The organism is Pseudomonas sp. A-R-19 (assembly GCF_019956575.1).
In the GTDB taxonomy this organism is placed as follows: domain Bacteria; phylum Pseudomonadota; class Gammaproteobacteria; order Pseudomonadales; family Pseudomonadaceae; genus Aquipseudomonas.
Genome location: NZ_JAHBDR010000060.1, coordinates 46925 through 69965, shown reverse-complemented (window position 1 = coordinate 69965; position 23041 = coordinate 46925). Strand labels below are relative to the sequence as shown.

14 protein-coding genes and 2 pseudogenes are annotated in these 23041 nt (G+C 57.1%); 5 read left to right on the top strand and 11 right to left on the bottom strand.

The features are described 5' to 3' along the window. Positions 1–118: 118 nt before the first annotated feature. The 3 genes from KGA88_RS16665 to KGA88_RS16655 form a co-directional block, all read right to left on the bottom strand. Positions 119–1540, bottom strand: a complete 1422-nt coding sequence (locus KGA88_RS16665) for a UvrD-helicase domain-containing protein (protein ID WP_223592820.1) — start codon at positions 1538–1540, stop codon at positions 119–121. Further along, positions 1533–3263, bottom strand: coding sequence for an ATP-dependent nuclease (locus tag KGA88_RS16660; protein WP_223592818.1), 1731 nt, complete (start codon positions 3261–3263; stop codon positions 1533–1535). The genes KGA88_RS16665 and KGA88_RS16660 overlap by 8 nt, the downstream gene beginning before the upstream one ends. 272 nt (positions 3264–3535) lie before the next feature. Next, positions 3536–3856 carry a hypothetical protein gene (locus KGA88_RS16655; protein ID WP_223592808.1) on the bottom strand — a complete coding sequence of 107 codons (321 nt, stop codon included), beginning with the start codon at positions 3854–3856 and terminating at the stop codon, positions 3536–3538. 343 nt (positions 3857–4199) lie between these two features. Between KGA88_RS16655 and KGA88_RS16650 the strand changes: the two genes are divergently transcribed. Continuing rightward, positions 4200–4490 (top strand): hypothetical protein, encoded by a 291-nt coding sequence (locus tag KGA88_RS16650; RefSeq protein WP_223592806.1) that lies wholly within the window; start codon positions 4200–4202, stop codon positions 4488–4490. Between the two features lie 203 nt (positions 4491–4693). On the opposite strand, the gene dsr1 is transcribed toward KGA88_RS16650, so the two are convergent. Together dsr1 and KGA88_RS16640 are read right to left on the bottom strand one after the other, a co-directional pair. Continuing rightward, on the bottom strand, positions 4694–8473 hold the full coding sequence (dsr1, locus tag KGA88_RS16645; protein ID WP_223592804.1) for an anti-phage defense-associated sirtuin Dsr1: 3780 nt from the start codon (positions 8471–8473) through the stop codon (positions 4694–4696). 783 nt (positions 8474–9256) lie between these two features. Beyond that, on the bottom strand, positions 9257–9826 hold the full coding sequence (locus KGA88_RS16640; RefSeq protein ID WP_223592795.1) for a recombinase family protein: 570 nt from the start codon (positions 9824–9826) through the stop codon (positions 9257–9259). Positions 9827–10314: 488 nt separating this feature from the next. Between KGA88_RS16640 and KGA88_RS16635 the strand changes: the two genes are divergently transcribed. Both KGA88_RS16635 and KGA88_RS16630 read left to right on the top strand, forming a co-directional pair. Next, a complete protein-coding gene (locus KGA88_RS16635) occupies positions 10315–10701 on the top strand; it encodes a hypothetical protein (RefSeq protein ID WP_223592792.1) in 387 nt (128 codons plus the stop codon). A 162-nt stretch (positions 10702–10863) separates the two neighbouring features. Then, on the top strand, positions 10864–11223 hold the full coding sequence (locus tag KGA88_RS16630) for an HNH endonuclease (protein WP_223592789.1): 360 nt from the start codon (positions 10864–10866) through the stop codon (positions 11221–11223). Positions 11224–11463: 240 nt separating this feature from the next. Here KGA88_RS16630 and KGA88_RS16625 read toward each other — a convergent pair. From KGA88_RS16625 to KGA88_RS16610, 4 genes and pseudogenes are all read right to left on the bottom strand, one after another. Then, positions 11464–11919 (bottom strand): annotated as a pseudogene (locus tag KGA88_RS16625) (chemotaxis protein); the annotation flags it as partial. Between the two features lie 152 nt (positions 11920–12071). Further along, complete coding sequence (locus KGA88_RS16620; protein ID WP_223592786.1) at positions 12072–13496, bottom strand: gamma-aminobutyraldehyde dehydrogenase; 1425 nt, start codon at positions 13494–13496, stop codon at positions 12072–12074. A gap of 165 nt (positions 13497–13661) precedes the next feature. Beyond that, positions 13662–15002 (bottom strand): APC family permease, encoded by a 1341-nt coding sequence (locus KGA88_RS16615; protein WP_223592784.1) that lies wholly within the window; start codon positions 15000–15002, stop codon positions 13662–13664. Between the two features lie 393 nt (positions 15003–15395). Then, positions 15396–17750 (bottom strand): N,N-dimethylformamidase beta subunit family domain-containing protein, encoded by a 2355-nt coding sequence (locus tag KGA88_RS16610; protein WP_223592776.1) that lies wholly within the window; start codon positions 17748–17750, stop codon positions 15396–15398. A gap of 842 nt (positions 17751–18592) precedes the next feature. On the opposite strand from KGA88_RS16610, the gene KGA88_RS16605 reads away from it, so the two are divergent. Then, positions 18593–19561, top strand: a complete 969-nt coding sequence (locus KGA88_RS16605; protein WP_223592773.1) for an AraC family transcriptional regulator — start codon at positions 18593–18595, stop codon at positions 19559–19561. Between the two features lie 168 nt (positions 19562–19729). Next, positions 19730–19984, top strand: coding sequence for a hypothetical protein (locus tag KGA88_RS16600; RefSeq protein ID WP_223592764.1), 255 nt, complete (start codon positions 19730–19732; stop codon positions 19982–19984). A 30-nt stretch (positions 19985–20014) separates the two neighbouring features. On the opposite strand, the pseudogene KGA88_RS16595 reads toward KGA88_RS16600, so the two are convergent. Continuing rightward, positions 20015–21387, bottom strand: a pseudogene (locus tag KGA88_RS16595) (transposase). 205 nt (positions 21388–21592) lie between these two features. Continuing rightward, positions 21593–22975 (bottom strand): multidrug transporter subunit MdtD, encoded by a 1383-nt coding sequence (gene mdtD / locus KGA88_RS16590; protein ID WP_223592761.1) that lies wholly within the window; start codon positions 22973–22975, stop codon positions 21593–21595. Between the last annotated feature and the right edge of the window lie 66 nt (positions 22976–23041).

The window sequence follows — 23041 nt, the reverse complement described above, 5'->3', positions numbered from 1 at the left end:
CAGATTTGACCAGCACGTTTTGTCACGATGATTGGCAGATGCCGTGACAAAAGAAGATGTGATGACCGAGGTCGTCATCCGCTCGGACACCCGAATAATTGGGGGCTGCAGCTTTCGCTCAACCCCGCTGTGGCACCAGCTCCGACGTTGCCGAGCACACGACGAGCCTGGAAGACCCGCGCGTCAGGGCGACGTAGAGATGCCGGGAATCCATGTTTTCAGGGGACGGGATGACGGCCACCTCGGCTTCCAAGCCTTTGAGCAGCAGGGTGCTGCCTATCGCGCGGCGAGCCAGCTGCCGACTCTCGTGGCGATTGCGCTCCCGCTCGCGAACGGTGGCAGCGGAGAAGGTGCAGTTTCCCCCGGCGGCCATCTGCAAAGCACGCAGGCTGCCATACAGAACGTCGGGGCGATACACCCGTGCATTGTCCTGACGCATCAAGGCACGTAGTGCGTCTGCGGCCAGTGGGTACGTAGGCGTGGCCGCGAAGGTCACGAGCGCTACTTCGGTGGGCGTCGGCGGCGTACGCGCGGTGCCCCTACGCAGGCTGTCCAATCTCGGCAAGAGAGCGGAGACGCCGACCTGCGTCATCGTTTCAGCAGCAAAGTGGACCAGCCGCGTGACGGCATCGGGCGCTTCCAAGGTGAACGTGAGGCCAAAGTTGGTGAGGTCCGCAAGATCCACGGGCTCGACCGCGGTGGCCCCAGGGGTTTGGCTGGCCATCTGTCGACGTCCTCGGGGATTGCGGCTGTCGCCGATGACCAGGACCTGGCCCTCCGGGGTCACCGAGCGCGTCAACGCCGCGGCCAGGCGCTGGCGTTCGGCGGTGGCGGGCTGCAGTTGAATCCATGTGACCTCGGGAGGCGCCTGCCGCAGGTCGACACTGCCGCCTGCGTGGAGGACGCGCCGGCAGTCCAACAGCCATTGGCCGAATTGCGGCGTCCCGGCGTTAATCCATCGCCAGGGTCGGTTGAGCTCGCCGATCGGAGGAAACTGCTGCAGCACATGCGCATTCCAGTCGACTAACTGGTTGCCGCCAAAGCCGAAGATGGCCTGCATCGGATCGCCAAGGACGCAGGTTGGCAACACGGTGGCCAGCGCCGTGACCAAGGAGTGCTGCACCAGGTTGCAGTCCTGGTACTCGTCAACGATAAGGTGGGCATACGTGGCTGCCAACGTTTCATTGAGGTGCCCGCCTTGCAACAGATGGAGCGCCGCCAGGCGGATAGCGGGATAGTCGCCACCGGGGTTTCTCAACTCCAGGGTAGCAGCCGGTAGGCCGCTGCGCGCCGGAAAGAAGCTCACCAGGCGCATAGCAAATCCATCGAGCGTGGCGATGCGGTACGCCGATGACGGGACATTTCCGCGCTGCATCCGCAGACGCAACGTGGTTACCCCGGCATTAGTATGCGTGAGGATGAGTACCGGTTTGCGGCCCGCATGCTGGGTCAGGGTGTCGGCGATAATCTGTGTTTTGCCACAGCCTGCAGGTGCCGTAATGGTGCCCAAGCGGACGGCCAGCAAGTCATGCTCAGGCATGGGCCCACCTGTACAACTGATTGACCAGCGCAGCAAAGCCGGCTTCCACGGCGGGAAGATGGGGGCCGACAATATCCCTGGCCACGTCTTCGAATTTGGTGACGGACTTGAACCAGCCGTTCTTGCGATGGCGCGAGGTCAAGCCGAGGGCTTGGCGCACTTCCGCTGTGTATGGAGTGCCAGCAAGGCGCTGCGCGCGAATGCCAGCGAGCGTGATGGCCCCTTGCGAATGCGATTGGATGTGGGCGGCCACCAAATCCTCGTCGACCAGTTCAACCGCTCTCTGAAGCAGGGCGTCGATGGCGGGATCGGGCAGGCTGAGGAAAAGTTCGTCCTCCAGGGCCCGCCCCACTCGCCAGGTCATGGTTTCCCCTCTGGCCGCTGCATAGGCCTGGACGACCGCGTCAGTTGGAGGCTTGTCAGCGTCGACGAGGACTAGCACTCGGTACCCCAGGCGCCGCAGGGCCAGACCACGGACGAAGCACCGGTCAGGTTCCCCGCCGCCAACGTTCACATAGGCTGTACCCGACGCCAGCATCGAACGCCCGTTAATGGAGGTCCAAAAGTGGTCCAATCCGCGGATAAAACCAACCTCGCTCGCCCCTTCGCATACGATGACATTACGCGCCAAAAATGCCTCCGGGTCGGCGCGGACCGTGCTCTGTACGTCGTCGGCCACACCCACAGGCAGGACGTATGTCACTTCATCGGGGGCTTTTCGGACCACGAAAATCTGGTTGCCGCTGAGCTCGCGCACCGCGACAGGGGAATGCGTCGTCATGAATACCTGCAGCGGCGCAAGATTATCCTTTGCACCAAGCGAATTCAGCAGCCGAGTAAGACGGTGAGGTTCAAGGCCGTACTCCACCTCATCGACCAGCACGATAGATGCGCGTTGCGCCGCTTCGCGTTGCAGGCCAGCGACCAACAACCGGGATGAGCCGGTACCCAGGGCTCGTAAAGGTACCCCCGCAGCGTCATGCAAAGAAATCGCGCCATCGCCGATGGAGACCGCCTGGGCATCTAGCAGCGCCTGGACCGCTCCGCCAACAGGAACACCCAGGCTCGTCGCCGTTTTGGTCACGGTCTGCAACGTATTGCGCAACTGCGCTCCGGCTTGGTCGCCAAAGTTGAGCCTTGCTTCGCGCGCGGCCCTAGCCAATTCAGCCGTCAGTTCCGGGCGCTCCTCCGATAGCCGATTGAGAACGGAACTGCGATTCCACGACAGATTTGAACTGGCATAGGTGCCCAGTCTGGCAGGTGCCAGGGCTACCCGCTCCTTCCAGGCGATGTTGCGCTCCAGCCCCAGTGCCTGCGCACGAGCCGAGACCAGTGTCCAGGCCGGCTCAAGGTCACTGTGCACTGTGAGTCGAAGGACTAGTACGGTCTCTGCTCCTTGCCGTGGCTCCTCTTCCACTATGCCTGTCGCTAGGTCGTAAGCGCGCAGGTAATGCCCGTAAGCATCTAGGTCTTTCAGTGCGTCGGGCAACGCCCCAAGCGTCAAGGTGATTTGTATGGGTTGAGTGACATCCAGTCGATAGAAGTCAGTGTCCCCGAACGATACGTTTCTCCGGGCCCCCAGGCAGATGTCGATGGCATCCAGAATCGTGCTTTTGCCGCTATCTCCTGGACCAATCAGGCAATTCAAACCTGGCGATGGCTGCCAGGTCAGCGCCCGAATGGACCTGAAGTTTTGGATCTCGACCTTGCGAATTCGTACCACGCTCCCCTCCTTTGATGTCATGTCCTATGCCGCCTGTGCGGCTCACGCGATGCCCGTACGTAGTCAGAGGGTACCGGAGAAGCTGGAAGGGATGTGCGCCAGATCTGAGACCCCGGCAACAATCCAATCTTCCGCAATGCACAGCGTACTATGGTTGTACTCGGTGCCCACGTCATCCAGGGTGACTATGCGCCCAAGTAGAACCTACTTGTTACCGCCCACTGACTTCAGAAAAATCCATCGACGGGCCAGTGGACCCAGACATAGTCAGATCAGAGTTGTTTCCTACCACAAGGTGCCGGTGGATCTACGCTGGCGACATTCAGTCCCAGCTTAGCCGCAAGAGCCAGTGCAGAACGTTCGGATTCGACACACTCTATCCAGTAGGCAGGATCCTGCACGACCGCAAGCGCAAATGGTGGCACCTCCGGCACTTCGTCCTGTCGATAGATGTACAAGTCAACGCCTTGACGAAGGTAATCAGCCATCGTCGCTCGCGTTTCAGGAAAGACGCGCATCACATGATCTCGCTGTAACTGGCTCAGCCCCTCCAGGTTGGGCTCGCGCGCCCACTTTAGTTTCTCGTTCTTCATCGGTTTTCCGTCTTGAGCTCGCTATCAGGGTGCTGCTTATTGGGAGTGTTCGTTGGTGGCGCCGTCTGGTTATTACGATTGGTACAGCGCCAGCCAGTTCTAACATAGGTCCGTCACCCCTTCGTTATCGATCAACGCCCGGTAAACGATCCACGCACATCATCCGCCAGCCACGTCTCAACCGGCTCGCGCAACTTCATCTCGAACTGCAGCAAGGTCAACAATGGGATTCATGATGGCAGCGCCATGTCATCGCTTGGGCATATCGAAGATTGTCAATCGAGGCTAAGCTCCCGGCAGCGATGAGGATCAAACCGTGCGCGGCAAAACTCCAGGAGAAGTCATGACTACGTTTGAACGGGACGTTACAGAGCGCTTGCCGGTAATTGACGGCCCATATCAAGGCCAGCATATCGCTCGCGAAGGCGACACCTTCACGGATGTGCATGCCACGCCGGTGAATACTCCGTCTCAAAACGGGCGGATCACTTACTGGCTGAGGCAACACAAATCGTTAGGTCTGGTGTGGGCTACTGCGGGGAATCGAAGCGTGTCACAACCGGACGGCCATCAGACATTCGATGTCGATCAGCACCGGTCAGATCTGGGTTTGCCACCACCAACGGACGCATAACCCGTTGCGGTCTGCCGGGCATCCAGCAGATGCTCACCAAATAAAGCGCAAGCCCTGCCCAAAGCAGCAGGGGAAAATGGGAAGATTCCTCCACCCGGCCGGATTATTCGGCCGGTGACATGCCCCGCCCAACTCTCCGGCCGGTTGTAAGAAGATTCAGTGAACCCTGTAGATCGACTTCAGCCCCTCGTCCTCTGTCTTTGTCATCCCCGCCCACGCATGCGTAGGAGTATCAGCAACTGTTCGTAGCGAATATCCGCCTCCAGATCTGGCGCAGCGGTCCGGATTACGTCCATACATGTGGATAGCTCGTTCGGCAGCCACTGGGTTTGCTCACCAACCACCTGGCTCAGAAAATCCAGGGCCGGTTCAGGGAATTTCGCGCAGAGTCCGGACCTATTGAGCATACGCACCGCGGTATCAGGATGTGCCAGTTGTTGTAGCCACGCACGAAGCATCTCCAACGCCTCAGGGAATGCGTCGTCCGCTGCAACACATAACCGTGACATGACTTGCGCAATCGCCGGCGACATGAGGTCCCGGCTCTTTGGCCAAAGGTTTTTGATATAGGGAGCCACGCGGTTCGCCCAGTAGTCGGCACGCTGATCACCCGCCCCTTCCAGTGCATTAACCAGCGCATTTGCTGCGTACTGCAACCCCTCTGCAGGCAGTGCTCGGATGGCACCCGCAAGCTCGGAGGACGTGTACGTGTCGCCCGGGTCCAGTGCGGCAAAGGTCAAAAGGGAGGCGTATTGCCCGCCGTGCTTGCCTAATGCAACAAAATGGCGGGCTGTGTCCAGAAACGCAGGTTTCAGCACCTCCATAAGAGGGCGATATAGGCGGGGCGACCACAGAAACCCGTCCCAAACCGCGCGAGCTTCCTGCTCCGATAGCGACCACTCAAAGTGTGGCAGCAGGTGTTCCACGGCCCATTCACGGTCAACCCGAAACAGTGCAATCACATGGGCCGCGAGCAAGACACGTCCATGACGATACTTTTCGATGTTCGTGTCGCAGAGCTCTGTAAACGTGGGTTTAATCTCTACAGGCAATCCTTGCCCATCCTGCAAAGACTGCCGATACCACCAATCGAGAAACGCCTCGGTGACTTGCCCCACGGGATGATTGATGGCACGTCCAACAGGGTCGTCCGTGTCACTGCCGTCGCGGCTGTGCAGCTCCAGAACACGATGCCCGAGAAGGAAAAATTCCTCCTCGTGGCCCACAAAAGTTTTCGCGATGGTACTCAGCCAGTAGCTCACAGCGTGGGTAAGCGGTTCCAGGGCAAGATCCGGGGTCCCAGACAAAACGGGGGCCATGTATCGCCAGGCACGGGCGACGAGCTTGCCCTCAGACCATGCCTGTAGCGCCTCGCGCCAACGACCAGCCGGCCAAACACCCTCTTGCGCCAGTGCCCACAAAGCGCAGGCCGTGGTTGCAAAATTATCGCGGCAACGCTCCCTCCAGTCGTCATGTTGAAAGTAGTCATTCTCTTGATGCTGTTTTAACCACTCGATCAGTTCACGGCGTCGGCGTGGTGTGGCAGTGAATTTTCGCCACTCATCGTCACCTCCTGTCCAGAAAGGAAACTCGTCTCTCTGATCTGGCTCTAAAACCCAGTCTGGGTTTTGTTGGTTGAGCGTATCCAGGCGCTGCTGCCCCTCCGTGCTCAACGTGGCACCGGCGCCGGCGACCTTTGCCAGCCGTAGCCAAACTTCCCGCTCCAGGATACGAGCCAGCCGCTCAGGATCAGTGTTCTCATAGAACATTGTGCTAGGCGGACCGGCGAGAATCGCTTGTTCAAGTTCCAGAACCATCGCAGGATCGCCTTTCTCCGCCAAGGCAACCAGCAAACGTGTGGATTCACGCTCGGTCTCCGATGACCAAATCCACCAGTGACCATCCGCCAACAGCCAGTCAAGCGCTCGGCGGCTGTCTATGACATCACCTTTCGTTGCAGCAAAAAAAGCTAGGCGCTTGAAGACAGGATACGGGGTGGTCCACCAGACTTCTGCCTCGAGGGCTGCACGCGCCGGTGAAACCGCGGCCGTGGCCAGCCAGGCATCCCGCGTCAGGTCGATCAGCGCCGTCCATTCGTTGTACTCGTTGTTCTGTGGATGCACATCGATTGATGGTTGCTGGATGTAGGTGCGGTCACTCCTGTCATCAGCGCCCCCCAGCTCTCGCATCTGATCGAGTGCGTCTCGCAACAAGCCAGTGAAATCGGTGAGCAACCCAGGAAGTGCTCCATTCCAGCGTTCGTCTCTGGACAAATCCTTCAGGTTGGAATGGACGTTCTCCGTCGACAGCACAATTTCCCATTCAACCAAATCCTTGAGGCGCTCCGGCTCCTGCCCTTCATCTTCCTCGACTCCAACACGGTACGGCTCACGCAGCGAAACGCGTGGCGTCAGTAAATCCCGCAGTTCCATGCGCAGGGCGTTGGTGAGCCCATCGTGAAGAAACCGATCGCGCCAACGGTATAGGTCCAGTTCGCGGATCCAGGTCTTACCGCGCCCGCGGAGCAATAGTCGCCAGAGGGTACGCATCCAGAGGCCGGGAATTGCGTTGGGGGCACCAGCACGAATGTGCGCCAACTCGTCCGTTTTTCCCTCGCGCTCCAGATTGGCCAACTCCTCCAAGCGATGCTCAATCCACACTCCCATCTCGTCGTGCAAGCGGCCTCCGCGATTGACGAGCCAAAGCACCAGTTTTGGGTCATTCAAATGACGGATTAACCACCTGGCCAGCTCTCTCATCACGCTGTCCCACTCACTGCCGCGAGCGCCAGCATCTGCGACGGTCATGAGAGGGGCTAGCTGATACGGCGTGGGCCTGGACAGCAAACTGAAGGCGAGTTTTACATCAACTCCGGACTTTGGTGGAACACCGTAACGCCCCAGGTCAATATGGCCGAAGCGCGCATGACTCAGCGGCTCCAGCCAATCCAGCGAAGGCACCGGTTCAAGCTCGGCGAAGCGCTTGGCTGGCAGGCCGTTAAGATCACTCAGCGCCCAGAGTAGTCGGCTGACGAAGTCGTCTTGTGTAGTGCTTGCCAGAGGGCGAGCAATCGCGCTTTCAACGACGATGCGTTCCTTGCCGCGCACACCGTCGCGGTAGGTTGCCGCCCATGCCTGCAGGGTCTTGTGCAGATAGGCATGACGGTTGTGTTCCATGTAGAGGATCGGTGTGACGTTCTTGGCCTTCCACTCGTTGGAGCGAGTTTCCTCCTTGCCCTTAGCGAAACTGCCGAAGGCGTACATCTGCGGCGGCGACTCGCCAAGCAGACGATCAGCAGCAAGGGCATCCATCATGTACCGAAGCACTGGATCAGCGATGCTGTATCCAACGAAACAGACGGTGTAATTGCGAAACAGCTCGCTGACGAAGCGTGCGGCCCACCGCTCAGTGAGGTAGGCCAGGCCAAAATCACCGCTGGAAATCACCAGACGATTCAGTTCACCCTCTGTGGGAGCTTTGCTCAGTAGCCCGTGAAGGTACACCATCCCGTCCCACCGATTTTTTGGCACGGGCAGCAGTGGTGCTTGAAAGGGGTGGACCGGATAGGGCGCCGTGGCGATCACCTCCTCGAACAAACGGTCGAAGTTGGTAGTGATCAACCGCATGCGCCCTTCGCGAGTCCTGCCCAGGTTCAAAAGCGCTTGGTGGGTTGCAGTGGCCTTGGGCGAGGTCAGGTCCGGAGTGAGAATGTCAGCCATAGTCCGCCGAACTTTCTCGCGCCCGACGTCTGCCTCAAGCAGCCCCACGGCGGTGTCGTACTGCTGGGACTTGATTGCCGCTTGCTGCACCGCACTCGGGAACGGCGCCAACTCGCTATACAGCTTGTCCACTAACCCCCCGAATCCCGGCAAGCGTGCAGGGTAGGAGATGCCCGCACCGCAAAAGAACACCACGCGCCCCTCTTCGTGCGCCTGCAGCAAGCTTTCGGGAATGTTGGGGCCATTTTGGACGAACTGCGGCATTCAGCGGGTCTCGATAAGGGGACGGGGAATGGTTGAGGTCAGGCAGAGGTGGCCAACAAGTCAGATGGGCGTCAATCCCGGTGCTGAGATTATTCGATTCTGCTCAAAAATGCCGAGATAACCGTACGCCCATCCATCGACGTACTGCGCGAGATGCATGAATATCCGGAGCGGTAAGTCGGTGATGCGCCAATTTGTAATCTCCATCAAATGCTAGAAGCTTGAGCGAGCAATTACCTCACTTACTGTCCAGACCTTGAGCGCCCAATGGGTGCCTAAGTACACACCACGACTATTTGCAGGGGTTCGAGTATGAGGGAGAAGGGCAAGCTTCCGCCGCTGCCAGACAGCAAGGCGCTGAACTGTTATGCGGAAACGATCCGCAAGCTTGAGACGGCCTTTCGCGCAACTGGGCACGCAATTTCCTTGGATGCATGGTTTTCCCTGCCGGAGTACGACGCTGCACTGAACGAGGCCTACGCACTGCAGCTAGTGCACGGTGATCTATCTGCGGACGGGTTCGATATGGCTGGCATCCATTCGCGGCCAGCCGAGCGGCTGGGTCAGATGCCTCCGGCTGAAGTGCGTCGGTATGTGCATGCGCTTTGGCGCTGTGAAAGGCACACCCACCCGCATGGCAGCCTGGTGCTCGATGCTATTCAGTCCGGAGCGCTGGGTATAGCAGCTAGAGGGCTAGCTGCATGCTCAACCGACGCGTAATCTAAACCTGCACTGCTACCGCCCTTGCTGACTGGCCTAGTACATTTCACGAGGCCAAGCGCGCTACAGGGTAGCGACAGCCGGCCGGCATGCCCGCTTCACACTCGCAACAGATATCCCGAATTGCACAGCCGTGGCGGCGATGCTGGCCCCGTTATCCTTCCTCCAGGCGACAACCTGATTGTCGTCGATGGTCTTTACCCGACCCAGGGCCTTGCCTTCTGCCTTCGCGCGCTGAATGCCCGCCATCTGCCGGGCCTTAATATTGGAGCGCTCCAACTCGGCCACAGCCGCCAGCATGGTCAGCATGGCCTTGCCGATTGGCGTGGATAGGTCGAAGCCCTCGCGCTGACTGATAATCGCCACGCCCTTCTTCTGTAACACTTCGACGGTGGCCAGCACGTCCAGCGTATCGCGCCCAAGGCGGTCGACGGCGCCAACGATCAGGGTATCGCCCTTGCGCACATAGCCGAGCAGTTTGGCAAACCCCGTCCGGTCAGCAGCCCGCACCGCACCGGACACGGCCTCGTCCGCAAACCACTCCTCGACCTTGTGCAATTGCTCTATGTTGTGACGCTGAGACTCGACGCTCTGCTCGCCCGTGCTGACTCTGATGTACCCGATGACTGCCATGTTGCCCCGACCTGGCTCGTAATGTGTGGATCATAATATGTGGCATAGCTCAAATTTGAGCAACACCTTTGAGCTGGTCTAACTACATTGCTTGGTACATGGGTCTCAGGGTGTACCTTTTGAACTAGATAATTGCCCAAACTTGTCCATTCATTTGCATTCGACCTGACCAACCATTTGCATCAAGTTTGACCACCACGCTTTGTGGCGGTGACCGGTAGAGAACGGCCAATAGCTGACGATCAGAATTTCGCACTTCTCTATCCTCAGCAGCAAATTTCAACAACGCTGATAAAGGCACGGTACGTCCGGAGATCGGGGTTGGCCCGCAGAACTGACTTTGGCACCTTCATATGAAATATCAGATCGAAGGTTATGTATTGTCATGAACTGAAAACGCGCTGTCGCCTAATGAAAGGCCGGCAACCGCACCCTCTGTAAAACTTCTCCTCACGATCACGAGGTAATGCGATTGATAGGGGCTTGCTATGAATTCACTAATCATCAAAACGATGCAGGTTATCGTGCTCGCGCACATCTGGCTGTCCATGCTGCTAGGAGTCGTTGGTGGTATTGCATTAGCGTATTTTCGTGATACCGGCTCCGGTGTAAGCCTAGGACTTGGCGCGGCAACCATCTCGATTGCATCACCAGGGTCCTATCTATTGTTCGGGTTCGTCGGGCTGATCCTGATGTTTTTGTTCGTAGTTCCTCTTCATGCGTTGTGGATACTGATGTACTCGAACAACAAATTACTCATACAGATTGATAGGAATACCGCAACAATGGCTAATGCCGCGATCAATGCGGATCACCATCAAAGCAACATCTCTCCTGTTGATAACTGTCTGAGAGCAGACCCAAGAACCAGATAGCAATCAAGAGCTCTTGGGAGATACATGCGCAGCCCATCGCTTACCTTGGCTCAGCTTACCGACTCCCTTGGGTCGTTATCAGTCGGACGCTACAGGCAGAAATCGGCATATGTTTAGAGAAGGGTTCGAGGGCGACTTTTCGATGTTTGGCGAGGTGGCGACATGAAAAAGTACAGTGATAGCCTGCGCGGTTATGCCTTCAAGGTACTTCAGCGTGACGGTTTCAAGTGTGTGTATTGCGGACTCGATGGGACGGCGTCCTTCGATGCCTGGGCGGCGATGTCGTGGGATCACCTGCTACCTAAGGGCCACCCACAGCGCGATGAAGAGGCGTACATCGTCTGCGCCTGCAACTTCTGTAACGGCGCCGATAACCGCTACTTTGGCCAGCTCGAACGCCGTGGGCTTAGCCTCCTGGATCTAAGCCCCGCCCAACTGGTGGAGCAACGCCGGGCCGGGGTGCAGCGAACTAGGGACGCCTATCACGCGTTCTGGTCGGAGAAGGTGGCCGCGAAGGCATGATGCGGGTATGCATTGGCCGACGCTGTTTGCACAAAGGGTTCGAGGGCGACTGGTCGGCGTTTTTCGACTGATCACGGCTTTCGTGACAAGTGGCGCATTGCTGCTGCAATTTTGTGCGTTTTCCTCGTCTTGGTGGTCAATGAAGGCCTTGTAGCTATGGTCTGCTTTGGTGCCGATCTGGGCGGCAAGCCCTGCCAAGGTCGCTCTCGTTGATCTGCAGGCTCATCACCTGACCGGTGCACTGGCGAAGCGCCCCGACTCATTCGACGCACGGGCCGTATCATGGGCGAACTCGGCGTCCTTTCCATCTAAGGCATTACGTTCATAGACCAGCCATACACCCAGCACTCCGGGATTGCGCTCGAATGTGGTCTTGATGCTTTGATTGAGTTCTTCCCGCAGTGCTGCGGCTGTTAGTCCACGATGGTTTGCAATATTGCGCAAATCGTTCGCCTCGTCGGCCAGAGCAGTGATGACGGTCAGGCCGGTACCGAAGGTCTTCTGTAAATTCGCAGCCTGCTCAGCAGCTTTTGCCAGTAGCAGGTTCTCGCCACTGCCGGTCAGCATCTGGCTGCTGGATTGACTGATCATCTGCTTGTTCAGATTGCTTTGATAAAGATTCATGCCGACGATCAGGCCCATCACCCCGATCAGGCAGAGCCCGGATAAAAGCACGATCTTCAAGCGAATAGACATGGGACTGCCTCATGGATGAACAATATGTTTTGTCTGTCAGATAAGTGCTTCCACCTACTCGGCGTTGGCACTACGCGCAGCCTGCAGAAGCAAGACTGCGCGCTTGTGCGTTTCAGCATTCGTGTGGCCGCAGAGTCGGCGCCACCGTTCGGTCAGTGCTTGACCATCACGTGGCGAATCACGGTGTAATCCTCCAATCCGTACATCGACATGTCTTTGCCGTAGCCGGATTGCTTTACACCACCGTGTGGCATCTCGCTCATCAGCATGAAATGGGTATTGACCCAAGTGCAGCCGTACTGCAGGCGCGCCGCAAGACGGTGAGCTCGCCCTACGTCAGAGGTCCACACCGATGATGCCAGGCCATAATCAGAGTCGTTTGCCCAAGAAAGTGCCTGCGCCTCGTCTTCAAATTCGGTCACGGAAACCACCGGGCCGAAAATCTCCCGGCGCACCACTTCGTCGTCTTGCCGCGCGCCGGCAAGTACCGTGGGCTCGAAGAAGTAACCGGAACCTTCCACGCGTTTCCCGCCCGTCACGACTTCTATGTGTGGCAGTAACCGTGCTCGATCCACGAAGCCGACAACGCGGTCCAAGTGCTGTTGGGTGATCAGAGGCCCCAGCTCAGTCTCAGGATCATCCTGAAGACCAAACTTGATACTGGATACGGCGATGCCGAGCTTTTCAACGAGGCGAGCGTAAATGCCTTTTTGCGCATAGATCCGGCAGGCTGCGGTGCAATCCTGGCCGGCGTTATAGAAACCGAAACTACGTATGCCCTCTACAGCCGCATCGATGTCTGCGTCGTCGAAAATGATGACGGGGGCTTTGCCTCCCAATTCCATATGCATACGCTTAACGGTGTCAGCGGTGCCGGCGATGATATGACTGCCGGTGGCCACTGACCCCGTTAGTGAGACCATCCGAACTTTCTCGTGGGTAGTGAGCGGCTTGCCTACATTGGGCCCTCGTCCGAACACAACATTGACCACGCCAGCAGGGAAAACCGTGACCATTAACGAGGCTAACTTAAGCGCCGTCAGCGGTGTCTGTTCGGAAGGTTTGAGGACAACGGTATTGCCGGCCGCCAAGGCGGGAGCCAGCTTCCACGCGGCCATCATCAGTGGATAGTTCCAAGGCGCGATCGAGGCGACGACACCCACGGGATCGCGCCGAATCATCGAAGTATGACCTGGCAAATACTCGCCCGCCGCCGAGCCTTGCAAACACCGACTCGCACCCGCGAAAAAACGAAACACATCGGACACGCCAGGCAGTTCGTCGCCCAAGACTGCCGCGTAAGGCTTGCCACAATTATTCGATTCCAGCCGGGCCAGTTCTACGGCATGGCTATCGATGAGGTCAGCCAGTTTGAGCAACAACAGCGAGCGATCCTTTGGCGTGGTCTGGGACCAGCTTTCGAAGGCGGCGTCAGCGGCTTGCACTGCGCAATCAACCTGCGCGGGCGTAGCCTCAGCAATGTCCACTAGTGCGGTCCCCAGAGAAGGGTTCATGACCGCGAGTCGCTCGCCTTCGCCTGCGACCAATTCGCCGTTGATGAGCATTTTAATGTGCATAGGCGTCTCCAATGAGTGCAGGCGCCAGATGCCTGCACTCAGAAAGAATTTAGATTTAACGGACAATAAGTTGCTGACTAAGTCAGCCGTCCAGTTGGGGAGTCACGACAGGTTTGCGTATCGGCCACATGGTTTTTCATGCAGCCTTAAAGTCACAGAGAGGCTCTATACGGGTATGTCCAACGAGTTCTTGCCTTTCAGAATCCACGCGACGATCCCACCGAGTACGAGCCATGCGACACCGACGAGTTGGGCGTTCGAGTTCGCGCTGAACAGTGCGTAGCAGAGGACGGCCGCACCCAGTACAGGGGAAACGAGATGTCTGAAGAACGAGCGATCAGTCTTACCCCTGAAGAAAGCGATGACAGAAGCATGCAACATCACATAGGCACACAATGCGCCGAACGTGACCATCGTTACGATGGTCTCAATCTGGTCTTTGCCGACAATGGCAATCACCAGCGAGAGCGCAGCGACCAGGTATAACGCGGTCGTTGGTGCTTCATTTTTATTAAGTTTGGCGAGCACACGAGGCAGCTTTTTATCGCGTGCCATGCAGTAGATGACTTTTGTCGTGGTGGCCTGGGAGATAAGTGCATTAGCCAGCAAAGCTATCAGTGCATTCGTCAAAGTGATGACCGGTAGGAACCACGTCCCCACCACTTGGGTGCTGACCGTGTAAAAGGCAACATCAACGGCGCCGTCCTGATATTTCGACCCCAGGGGAACGAACACAGACGCCAGGTAGACTTGCGCAACGAACAGCGCGGTCACGATCACCAGCAACAACATCGTTGCCCGCGATACGGTTTTACCGCCCCCCTCGGCCTCCTCGTTCAGCGTCGAAACAGCATCAAAACCAATAAAGCTCAGAGCGGCGATTGGTACGGCGCCAAACACGGCGGACATACTAAATTGCGACGGGTTATAGAAAGGCGCTAACAGTTGCTCCTTGGAAACCGTTCCTCCGGCAATAAGGCCAACCGCAAACACGACGAAAATCGAGAGGACAACCAGCTGGATGACCAGCAGCACCTTTCCCACATTTACATTAACTGTGATACCGAACAGATTAACGATCATGGGCACAGCGACGAAAATCCCTAACCAAACCACCTTGTCGATGCCGGGAAACAAAGGTTGCAAGGCCGCTGCACCTAGAACCGCCAGCAACGCGGGAAGCAACAGATAGTCCAGCAAGATGGCCCATCCGGCCATAAAGCCGAATGTGGCATTGGTGCCCTTTGTCACATATGAATAGACCGATCCCGAGAGAGGGATTCGTTTCGCCATTTCGCTGTAGCTGATTGCACTGAACACCATCGCGATGGCAGCCAGCGTATAAGTCAGCGCAGTCAGTCCATTGGACGTGTTGTGAATCGCTCCAAAGACAGAGACAGGAGCAATCGGAACGAAGTAAAGCAACCCGTAGACAAGGACGTCCGTCAGCGAAAGTTTTTTGCTGAGTTGACGATTATCATTGGGTACGACCAAGGTATCGCTCATTTTTGTTGCCCCTTGACGACTGGCCCGGATCTTCACCCGGACATTATTTAGTTACGGTTGCCGCGTGTCGCCAGCATTTGCTGTGGAACCGCGTACCGCTTTTGTTATTTGCACATCGGGACTGGAAAGGACCTATTCACTCAAACACCAAGATGGGTCTTTTGACGTTCGATGAATTCAGTTTAGGAGCCCCTCTTACTGTCGACTATCGAACCAGCGAACCGCGCTTTTCGTGTGAGTGCACGGCGCCTTTATTGCCATGAACTTGTCGCGCCCAAAGAGCAGCCGGGCGTGGCTGCCCCTTGGGTCCGATCAATGTATACACCGCAGCATGGTCCGCTCCCCGAGGCCAAGCATCGGCCGGGCTCCGCACTCATGCATTTGAATGGACGGTCAATTGCAATCGATGATGACGTCCAGCGCTTCAGGGTGCAGGAACCGCTTGAGCACATTGCCGGTGAGTCGCGCGACATTGTTGTCGTAACGGTTGTGGGAAAGTGAACCGGTGTAGGCAATTGATCCCACTGAGAACACGCCGCCCCCTCCTGGCAATGGACACAGAACAATGTCCGCGCGAACGCGAGACTGCTCGGTCCCTCCAATGCCAGGGATTGATTCGTAGACGTCCTCGGCGGCGAGAAGATAGGCATCCGACAATGGCCCGGAAGTCGCCAGGACAAGCGCACCCGGTGGGGCCCCTAATGACGGATCGTACCGGTCGATCTCCGCGCCGGCGGCACCACCGCCCATGATTCCAAAGTCGCCAATGCGCTCGTCACTGCCAATCCCCTCAAACGCAAATGCGGCGAGTGGGTCGTAGCTGTCGGTGAGGCGTTCGTAATACGTGCAGCGGTCGAAGCCTTGCGCGGCGAACCCCACGCCTAGCAGTCGCTGCGGCGCCTTTCCCTTGTTGCGCCATAGACCGGCCATTTCACCGGAGGTCTGGTGGCGGCGATCGCCAAACGGCGACTCGTGGGGGCGTGTACCCGCATCTGACCTGCGCAACTCCATGACATGCCGCTCTTCCGGATCAAATGAAACGGTTGCGAAAAAACCGTTTCCGCCCAAGTACATCAAGCGTCCGCCGTTCCCAGTGAAAGCCTCGATCGCGTTGAGTTCGTTGCGTGTCACATATTCTGGATGACTGCCCGTGATTAGAACCTTGTAGTCCTTGAGCAGGTCGACGCCTTCGCGATCGAGGTCTTCATCCGTCAGCGCGTCGAATTCACAACCGATTGTGTCGAGCCAATGAGCGATGCAGAGATCAGCAGGAAGCCCCCATACGCCCTCTGCCTGGAACCAGGCGCGGTGTTTGGGGTTGAGCGTCAGGATGGGGCGCCGAGTGCTGCCGAAGACGACGCCAGAGCCATCGTTATGGATTTCATAACAGGAACGTCCGAATTCAGGATGGTCTTGAAGCGTCAGATCTTGACGATCAATGATTGGTGTCCGACTGACGATGATTTCCGCGCCATTGGCTTCAAAGGCTATTCGGTCGTTGGCGTACGCCAGATAAGTCGCCGTAGAGAAAAGCACCGCCACTTCGCGTTTCTGACGTCCCGGCCTGACGAAAAACGGGATGTATTGTTCAACGCCTGCACTGCTCAGTTTCGCGGCGTATACACCACTCGCGAGATCGTCTGGGACCTGAATCTTGAACGCCGTTGGCCACTGGGCGTCGGTGATGTCATCGTCGTGAAAATGGATCGCATCAAACTCGTCAGGTGCCCGCCGAAAGTCGTCGCTCAACCCCTTAAACCTATGGCCCGCCACTCCCCGTGTCGGCGCGTTGAAGCAGCGTCCATGCAAACCGTTTCCGGACACGTCTACAACATCGCTGAGCAACAGGCCATCGTCACGAAGGCTCTTGCCAAAGTGCCAGGCGGCCAGCTCGGAAACAGCCGCATCGCCGAGAGAGGGACGCAGAATGCGGACTCCACCTATTTTTCCGTTGTAGGCTGCATTCGCCAGCCATCGACCGTCTTGCTGAAAGGCCAGCGCCCCGATCCTGAAGGGGGGGTGGCTTTCAGTCAGTCTCGTGCCGAACCTGAAGGGGGCTTGGCTTTCAGTCAGTCTCACGCCGAACGGGACAGTACGTGATTCTGCGCACAAGGCACTGGCACTCGCTGAGAGACGGTTCATGATGTTGTCAATTGGTGTCTGCTCCAGGCAGACCGTCCCGGCATCCGATTTGACACTGACTATGACGCGATACCACTGGTGTGCAATAAGTGGCGTTGCCAATGAAACTTTCTTTGTCTCACCATCTGCCACCCATATAAACGTTGGCCGCCCTTCCTCCAGTACAAGGGCGTAGCCAGAACAACTTGCCACGGACCAGTTTCCCAAAATGGCCTGTAGACTCGAATCACTCTCAAATGAATTCTGCGTTACGTGGTAGGCCCCGAAGTTACCCGAGCGCGTGCCTTGCGGCAGTGTCGGATAGACATGGGCTTCAATAACCAAACCGTTAGGGGATCGCAGAAGTCCTTGCGTGTCAGTGATTTCCACATAAGAGCCCGGCTGGCACACATGCTGGATACCCTCGTAGCTTCCTTCGAACGACGACTCAACAGGCGTCTCAAGGAAACCGGGGCCCGACTCCCCCGTAAACCCGTGTCGAAGCTTCACGAGCGAGGCGTCATATCGCGCGACCCCTTCGCAACTTACCTTGAAAGAAAGACTTTCACCCGGCGACACAGAGAATCCGTCGCTATAGCCGAAAATTTGCTGACTGACCTGGTTCATTCTCATTTCATCCGTTATGCGACTGAGAATCCGTTTCGCGCGACTCGGCAGCGAAAAGGGCTCGGCATCGAAGCGAAAAAACGTGACGCAATGCATCGTCGTAAGTCAGGAAAATGCCTGGACTTCGAACGAAGTTGCCTGGCTCTCCAATCACAATGTTCCCGACGCCCCATGGCCCGTCGATACCCAGCGAAATGACAATCGCCTTGCCGGCTATAGACGCCCCGCCTAGCCCACGCACGACCCTTCGAGTCTTGTCATCGTGTGGCCCGAGCGGAGACCGTTCGTAGGCGCCGATCACACCAGAGTCGCAGTCGTCACGCAGGCGCTCAAAAAACCGAGCCTGGAACAAAGCGGCCAATTCAGCTTCGCGATCTGAGGAGGTACGCATGGTCATTCCCTCAGTGCGGTAGTTATTGTTGTGTTCATACTTTTCTCTTGCTTGTCAGTCGATTGCGCAGATATCCAAAAATGCGCCTGGCCGCGTTGCGGAGCGTTAGTCCGGAGGAGATACGCTGACCCCCTGTACCGGTAGCGATATCGTCCGATGGACCGCCCCCCGCGATCTATCGCATGAGAGAACCAAGATTTTCGTCAGCGTGCACGGTGCGCAGAGTGGATGCACGAGTCTGGTCTTTGCTCGCAACCGGCTCACCTACTGAGCAACGGCTCATGGCATACCTCTGCTTCCGCACCATTGGTCCGCTTTAACTGGACTTAGGCATCCACCGGTTATTATCGAAATATGAAACGGAGCTTCCGATGGCTGACTAGGCTGGCCTGGAAGTCATGGCATAGGGCTTGCTTGAGCTTCTAGGGCAGTGATTTTTTTAGGAGGGCGTGTGGATTCGTTACATTTGATAACCCGGTTCTCGACGGGCGAGGTTCATCCACAAAGACGTCTTGCTGCCTGGCAGGATTTCATGAGCGATGTCTACTACCCGATAGACGTGGCGGCCTACAACCCGGCATCGTTCTGCGGAGTCATTGAATCCACCCAGATCGGCGCGGTCGGAATTACTCGCTTTGCCGCTGATGCGCAACGGGCTGTGCGCCGCAAAGTACATACCGGACGCGATGATTCGGATTTTTTCGCGCTAGTCATGCCGACCCTGAAAACTGAGCATTTCACACACCTGGGTCGATTTGGAGACGTTGCGCCAGGCCAGGTCTCTGTCTTAAATTCCGCAGAAACCTATCAGATGGATATCCCCAACGGTACGAGAAACGTAACGGTCAAGATACCGGCTGACCAATTCAGGGCGATGTGTCCGAAAATTGATACGCTTTGCGGCCGCGTCGACGTCGCAAATTCGCGTTTTGTGCCGCTGCTAACGCAATTCGCGTTGCAAGCATTGGAAAACGCCTCCTGCCTTTCCCCCGAGCATGTCAGGAGCTTGGAGAGAGGATTGCTGGAATTGGCTTTCTTGATGATGGATGTACCGGAGACCGATGCAGCGGTGGATTCACGAACGGTCATCGATCACTTCTTTCACCGTGTCATGGCGTATATCGCGGCAAACTTTCACGACCCGGATCTTGCACCTGAGCGAGCAGCTCAAGCTCACCGCGTTTCCATCCGCTATGTCCACAAGGTTTTCCAGGCTCACGATACGACGTTCGGGCGAGAACTTCGTCTTGCTCGGCTCAGGCACGCTCAAAAGCTTCTGCGTGAGAATGCGCTGCACAAGGCTCGGCCCACGACCATTGCGGAAGTGGCCTACAACTGTGGTTTTTCCAGCCAGGCGCTTTTTTCCGTCCGGTTCAAGGAAGCTTTTGGATACTCACCTCGAGACGAAAAAAGCCATTAGTCCCATGCTAACGCCCATCAAATGGAAGGCACTCATCGCAAAGTGCCTTTTTCGGCGACTTTTGCGCCATGCCCTCTATTTTTCGTCGTATTAGGGTGTGGCGATTGGCTGCATCAGCGCCTGTAAAGGCGCGCGGCACCCACTGTCCGGGTAAAGACGAGACTCTTGATGTTGTCGCACGAGCTGGTGAGCTCATTGCTGTCGGTTCGTCATTACTTGACACTTTCTCCAGCTCAGCCACAGCCAGGAAGCATTGGTTCGATCTCTACCCTTCACGACTGGCAGAAAACGGCCGATTCTGTTGAAAAAGTCGGATTTTCAGATCACCTGAACTCAGGCACGACCACCACCGAAGAACCTACTCACCACATTGAGTGGTTTTTCGGCCCTTCGTTGACCTTTGCTGCGTTGTTATTGGGTTAGTTTGAGGTTTTTGGCTTAGTGCAGACGCACCTATCCCGTAACCGGTGGCCCTTGAGAGGTAAATTTGGCCAACCGACGCAGGTTCTGCACCGCAGCGGCCAGCGTGAATTCATCGGTTGCGCCGCTCATGCCGCGTAGTCGCAAGCGATCCAGTTTCAGGATGCGCTTGAGGTGGGCAAACAACATTTCGACCTTCTTGCGTTCGTGGCGAGAGCGCATGTACGCAGGTGACGCTGCGATTCGCCGAGCCACATCACGAGCGGCTTCATGGACGCTGCGGACGATCTTGCGAATCGAAGTGTTCGGGCAGCACTTGGCTTTCAGCGGACAGGCTACGCAGTCGGTCTGCCGGGATCGGAAGATGATGGTGTTGGCTTTGGTGACGTGCGAACGCTCGTTTTTGAAGGCTCGCCATTCGCTGCGTAATACGTTGCCGGCCGGACAGCGGTATTCCTCGGCCTCTTCATTCCAGTGGAAATCGTTGCTCGAAAAACTGTCGTTCTTGCGCTCGGTTTTGTCCCACACCGGCACATGCGGCTCGATGTCTTTTTCCTCCACCATCCAGGCCAGCATCGGCGCGGTACCGTAAGCGGTATCGCCAATGAGGCGCTCCGGCTTGATGTCGAACTGCGCTTCGACCCGTTCGATCATCGTCTTGGTGCTCTCGACTTCTGCGGTTCGATGAGCCGGTGTGGGCTCGACATCCATGATCACGCCGTGCTCGGTATCGATCAGATAATTCGTGGAGTAAGCGTAAAAAGCTGGGCCGCCTGGAGCAGCGGTCCAGCGGGCCTGAGGATCCGTCAGCGACAGGCGCTTCGGTAGCGTTTCGGCCAGAGCCTCTTCATCGAGTGCCTCAGATACTCACGCACGGCGCGGGTGCTCAGGGCTGGATCGCTCCAGTTGACCTGTTCATCTCCCAGTACGCCGCGCTGCCGACTCGCATCCGCTTTGATGATGCTGGCGTCGACGGCAAAGCCTTCGCCCTTGACCAGACCGGCGTCCATGCAGCGACGCAGCACTTCATTGAACAGTCAGCGAAAAAGCTCGCTGTCCCGAAAACGGCCGTGTCGATTCTTGGAAAAGGTCGAGTGGTTGGGGACTTCATCTTCAAGGCTTAACCGGCAGAACCAGCGATACGCCAGGTTCAAATGGGCCTCTTCGCACAACCGCCGCTCTGAGCGAATGCCGTAGCAATAGCCCACGATCAGCATGCGGATCATCAACTCTGGGTCAATCGAAGGACGCCCAATTGGGCTGTAAAAATCGGCGAGGTAATGGCGCAAGTCGCTCAGATCGAGACACCGATCAATGCTGCGCAGAAGGTGATTGGCGGGGATGTGATCTTCAAGGTTGAACGAGTAAAACAGCCGTTCCTGCCCGCTCGATAACTGTCCCATCATGCTGCGTGCTTCCCTGTTGGCCGATGCGCGAATTTTGCCGCAGGCCAGACGGGGGAGCTACTTTTTCAACAGAATCGGCCAATAGCAGCCACTGAATGCATCTACGGTGCCCGCATAGGTGATTCACTGTTCAAGTTATTTCCATAACCATTTCAATGAGAGTGTTCACGATTCCTCCCAGCCATAGTGCTTTCTCTTATTTTTTCTAAACCTTACGCGGTAAACGCAGGAACAGCAGTGTTGACATAATGGTTAGCGCACCGAGACTGAGATAAGCCATGGAGAAGGCATCCATAACACTCGGTTGTGCCAACGCCCCGTCACCCGGATTAAATGCCACCAACAATGCACCAGCCATCGAAATAGCCACGCCAATCGACAGTTGGATAGTTACCGACATCAAGCTGGTGCCGCTGCTTGCCTGATGATCACTCAGTTCGGTCAGGGTCACGGTACCCATGGCGGTAAACTGGATGTAGTTAGCGACACCAATCAGCGACAGCAGAGCGACAATCAGCCACATCGATGTTTGCGGCCCGACAAATGCCATGCTGCAAATCAGCCCCCCTTGAGCCAGGGTGTTGCAACTGAGCACCGCACGATAACCGAAACGCCGAATCATCCCGCTCATAAACGGTTTGGTGGCCATACCGGTCAAGGTCAGCGGGATCATGCTCATCCCCGCCACCGAGGGTGAATGGCCAAGGCCCACCTGCATCATCAACGGCGTTATAAACGGCATCGCCCCACTGCCCAAACGCGACATCAGGGTGCCGCTGATACCGACGGAAAAGCTGCGCAGGCGAAAAAGCGACAGAGCAAAAAGCGGGTGTTTGCTGCGTGAGGCATGCAACGAATACAGCGCCAGCGCGGCCACCGCGATGCCGAGCAGCCAGCCCGGGGCTAGTAGTGAATCCTGGGACAGGCTTTCAATACCAAGAATGATCGACAGTGTAAATGCGCCGAACAACACGAAACCCGCCACATCAAAGCGCGGACGCCTGGCTGGGCGAAAATCCGGCATCAGCTTGCAAGTGGCGTAGGCGCCAAGCAAACCGATGGGCAGGTTGATGGCAAAAATCCAGCGCCAGCTGGCGTACTCCACCAGCCATCCGCCAATGGTTGGGCCAATCAGCGGACCGACCAGTCCAGGCAGTGTGACAAAGCTCATGACCCTCACCAGGTCGCGGCGCGGATAGGCGCGCAATACCACCAGCCGCCCAACGGGCATCATCAGCGCGCCACCCACCGCCTGGATGATGCGCGCAATGATCAGCGAATCCAGCGTATCGACCTGGGTGCACAGCAACGAGCCAAGGCAAAACAACATGATCGCCGTGTAAAAAATCTTGCGGCTACCAAAGCGGTCTGCCAACCAGCCCGAAGCCGGGATCAGTATGGCCACGGTAATTAGATAGGCGATCAACACGCCATGCATGCGCAGCGGGTTTTCTCCCAAGTCGATGGCCATTACCGGTAATGCGGTATTGAGAATAGTGCCATCCAATGCTTGCATGAAGAACGCCACCGCCACCAACCAAGGCAGCAAGCGTGCAGTACGAGGGTCGAGCACAGCCTGTGTGGTCACTTATCACCTTTGCGTGTTTTATTACCGTCGGTAAAAGCGAAACAGGCCACGCACCATTAGAGTTGC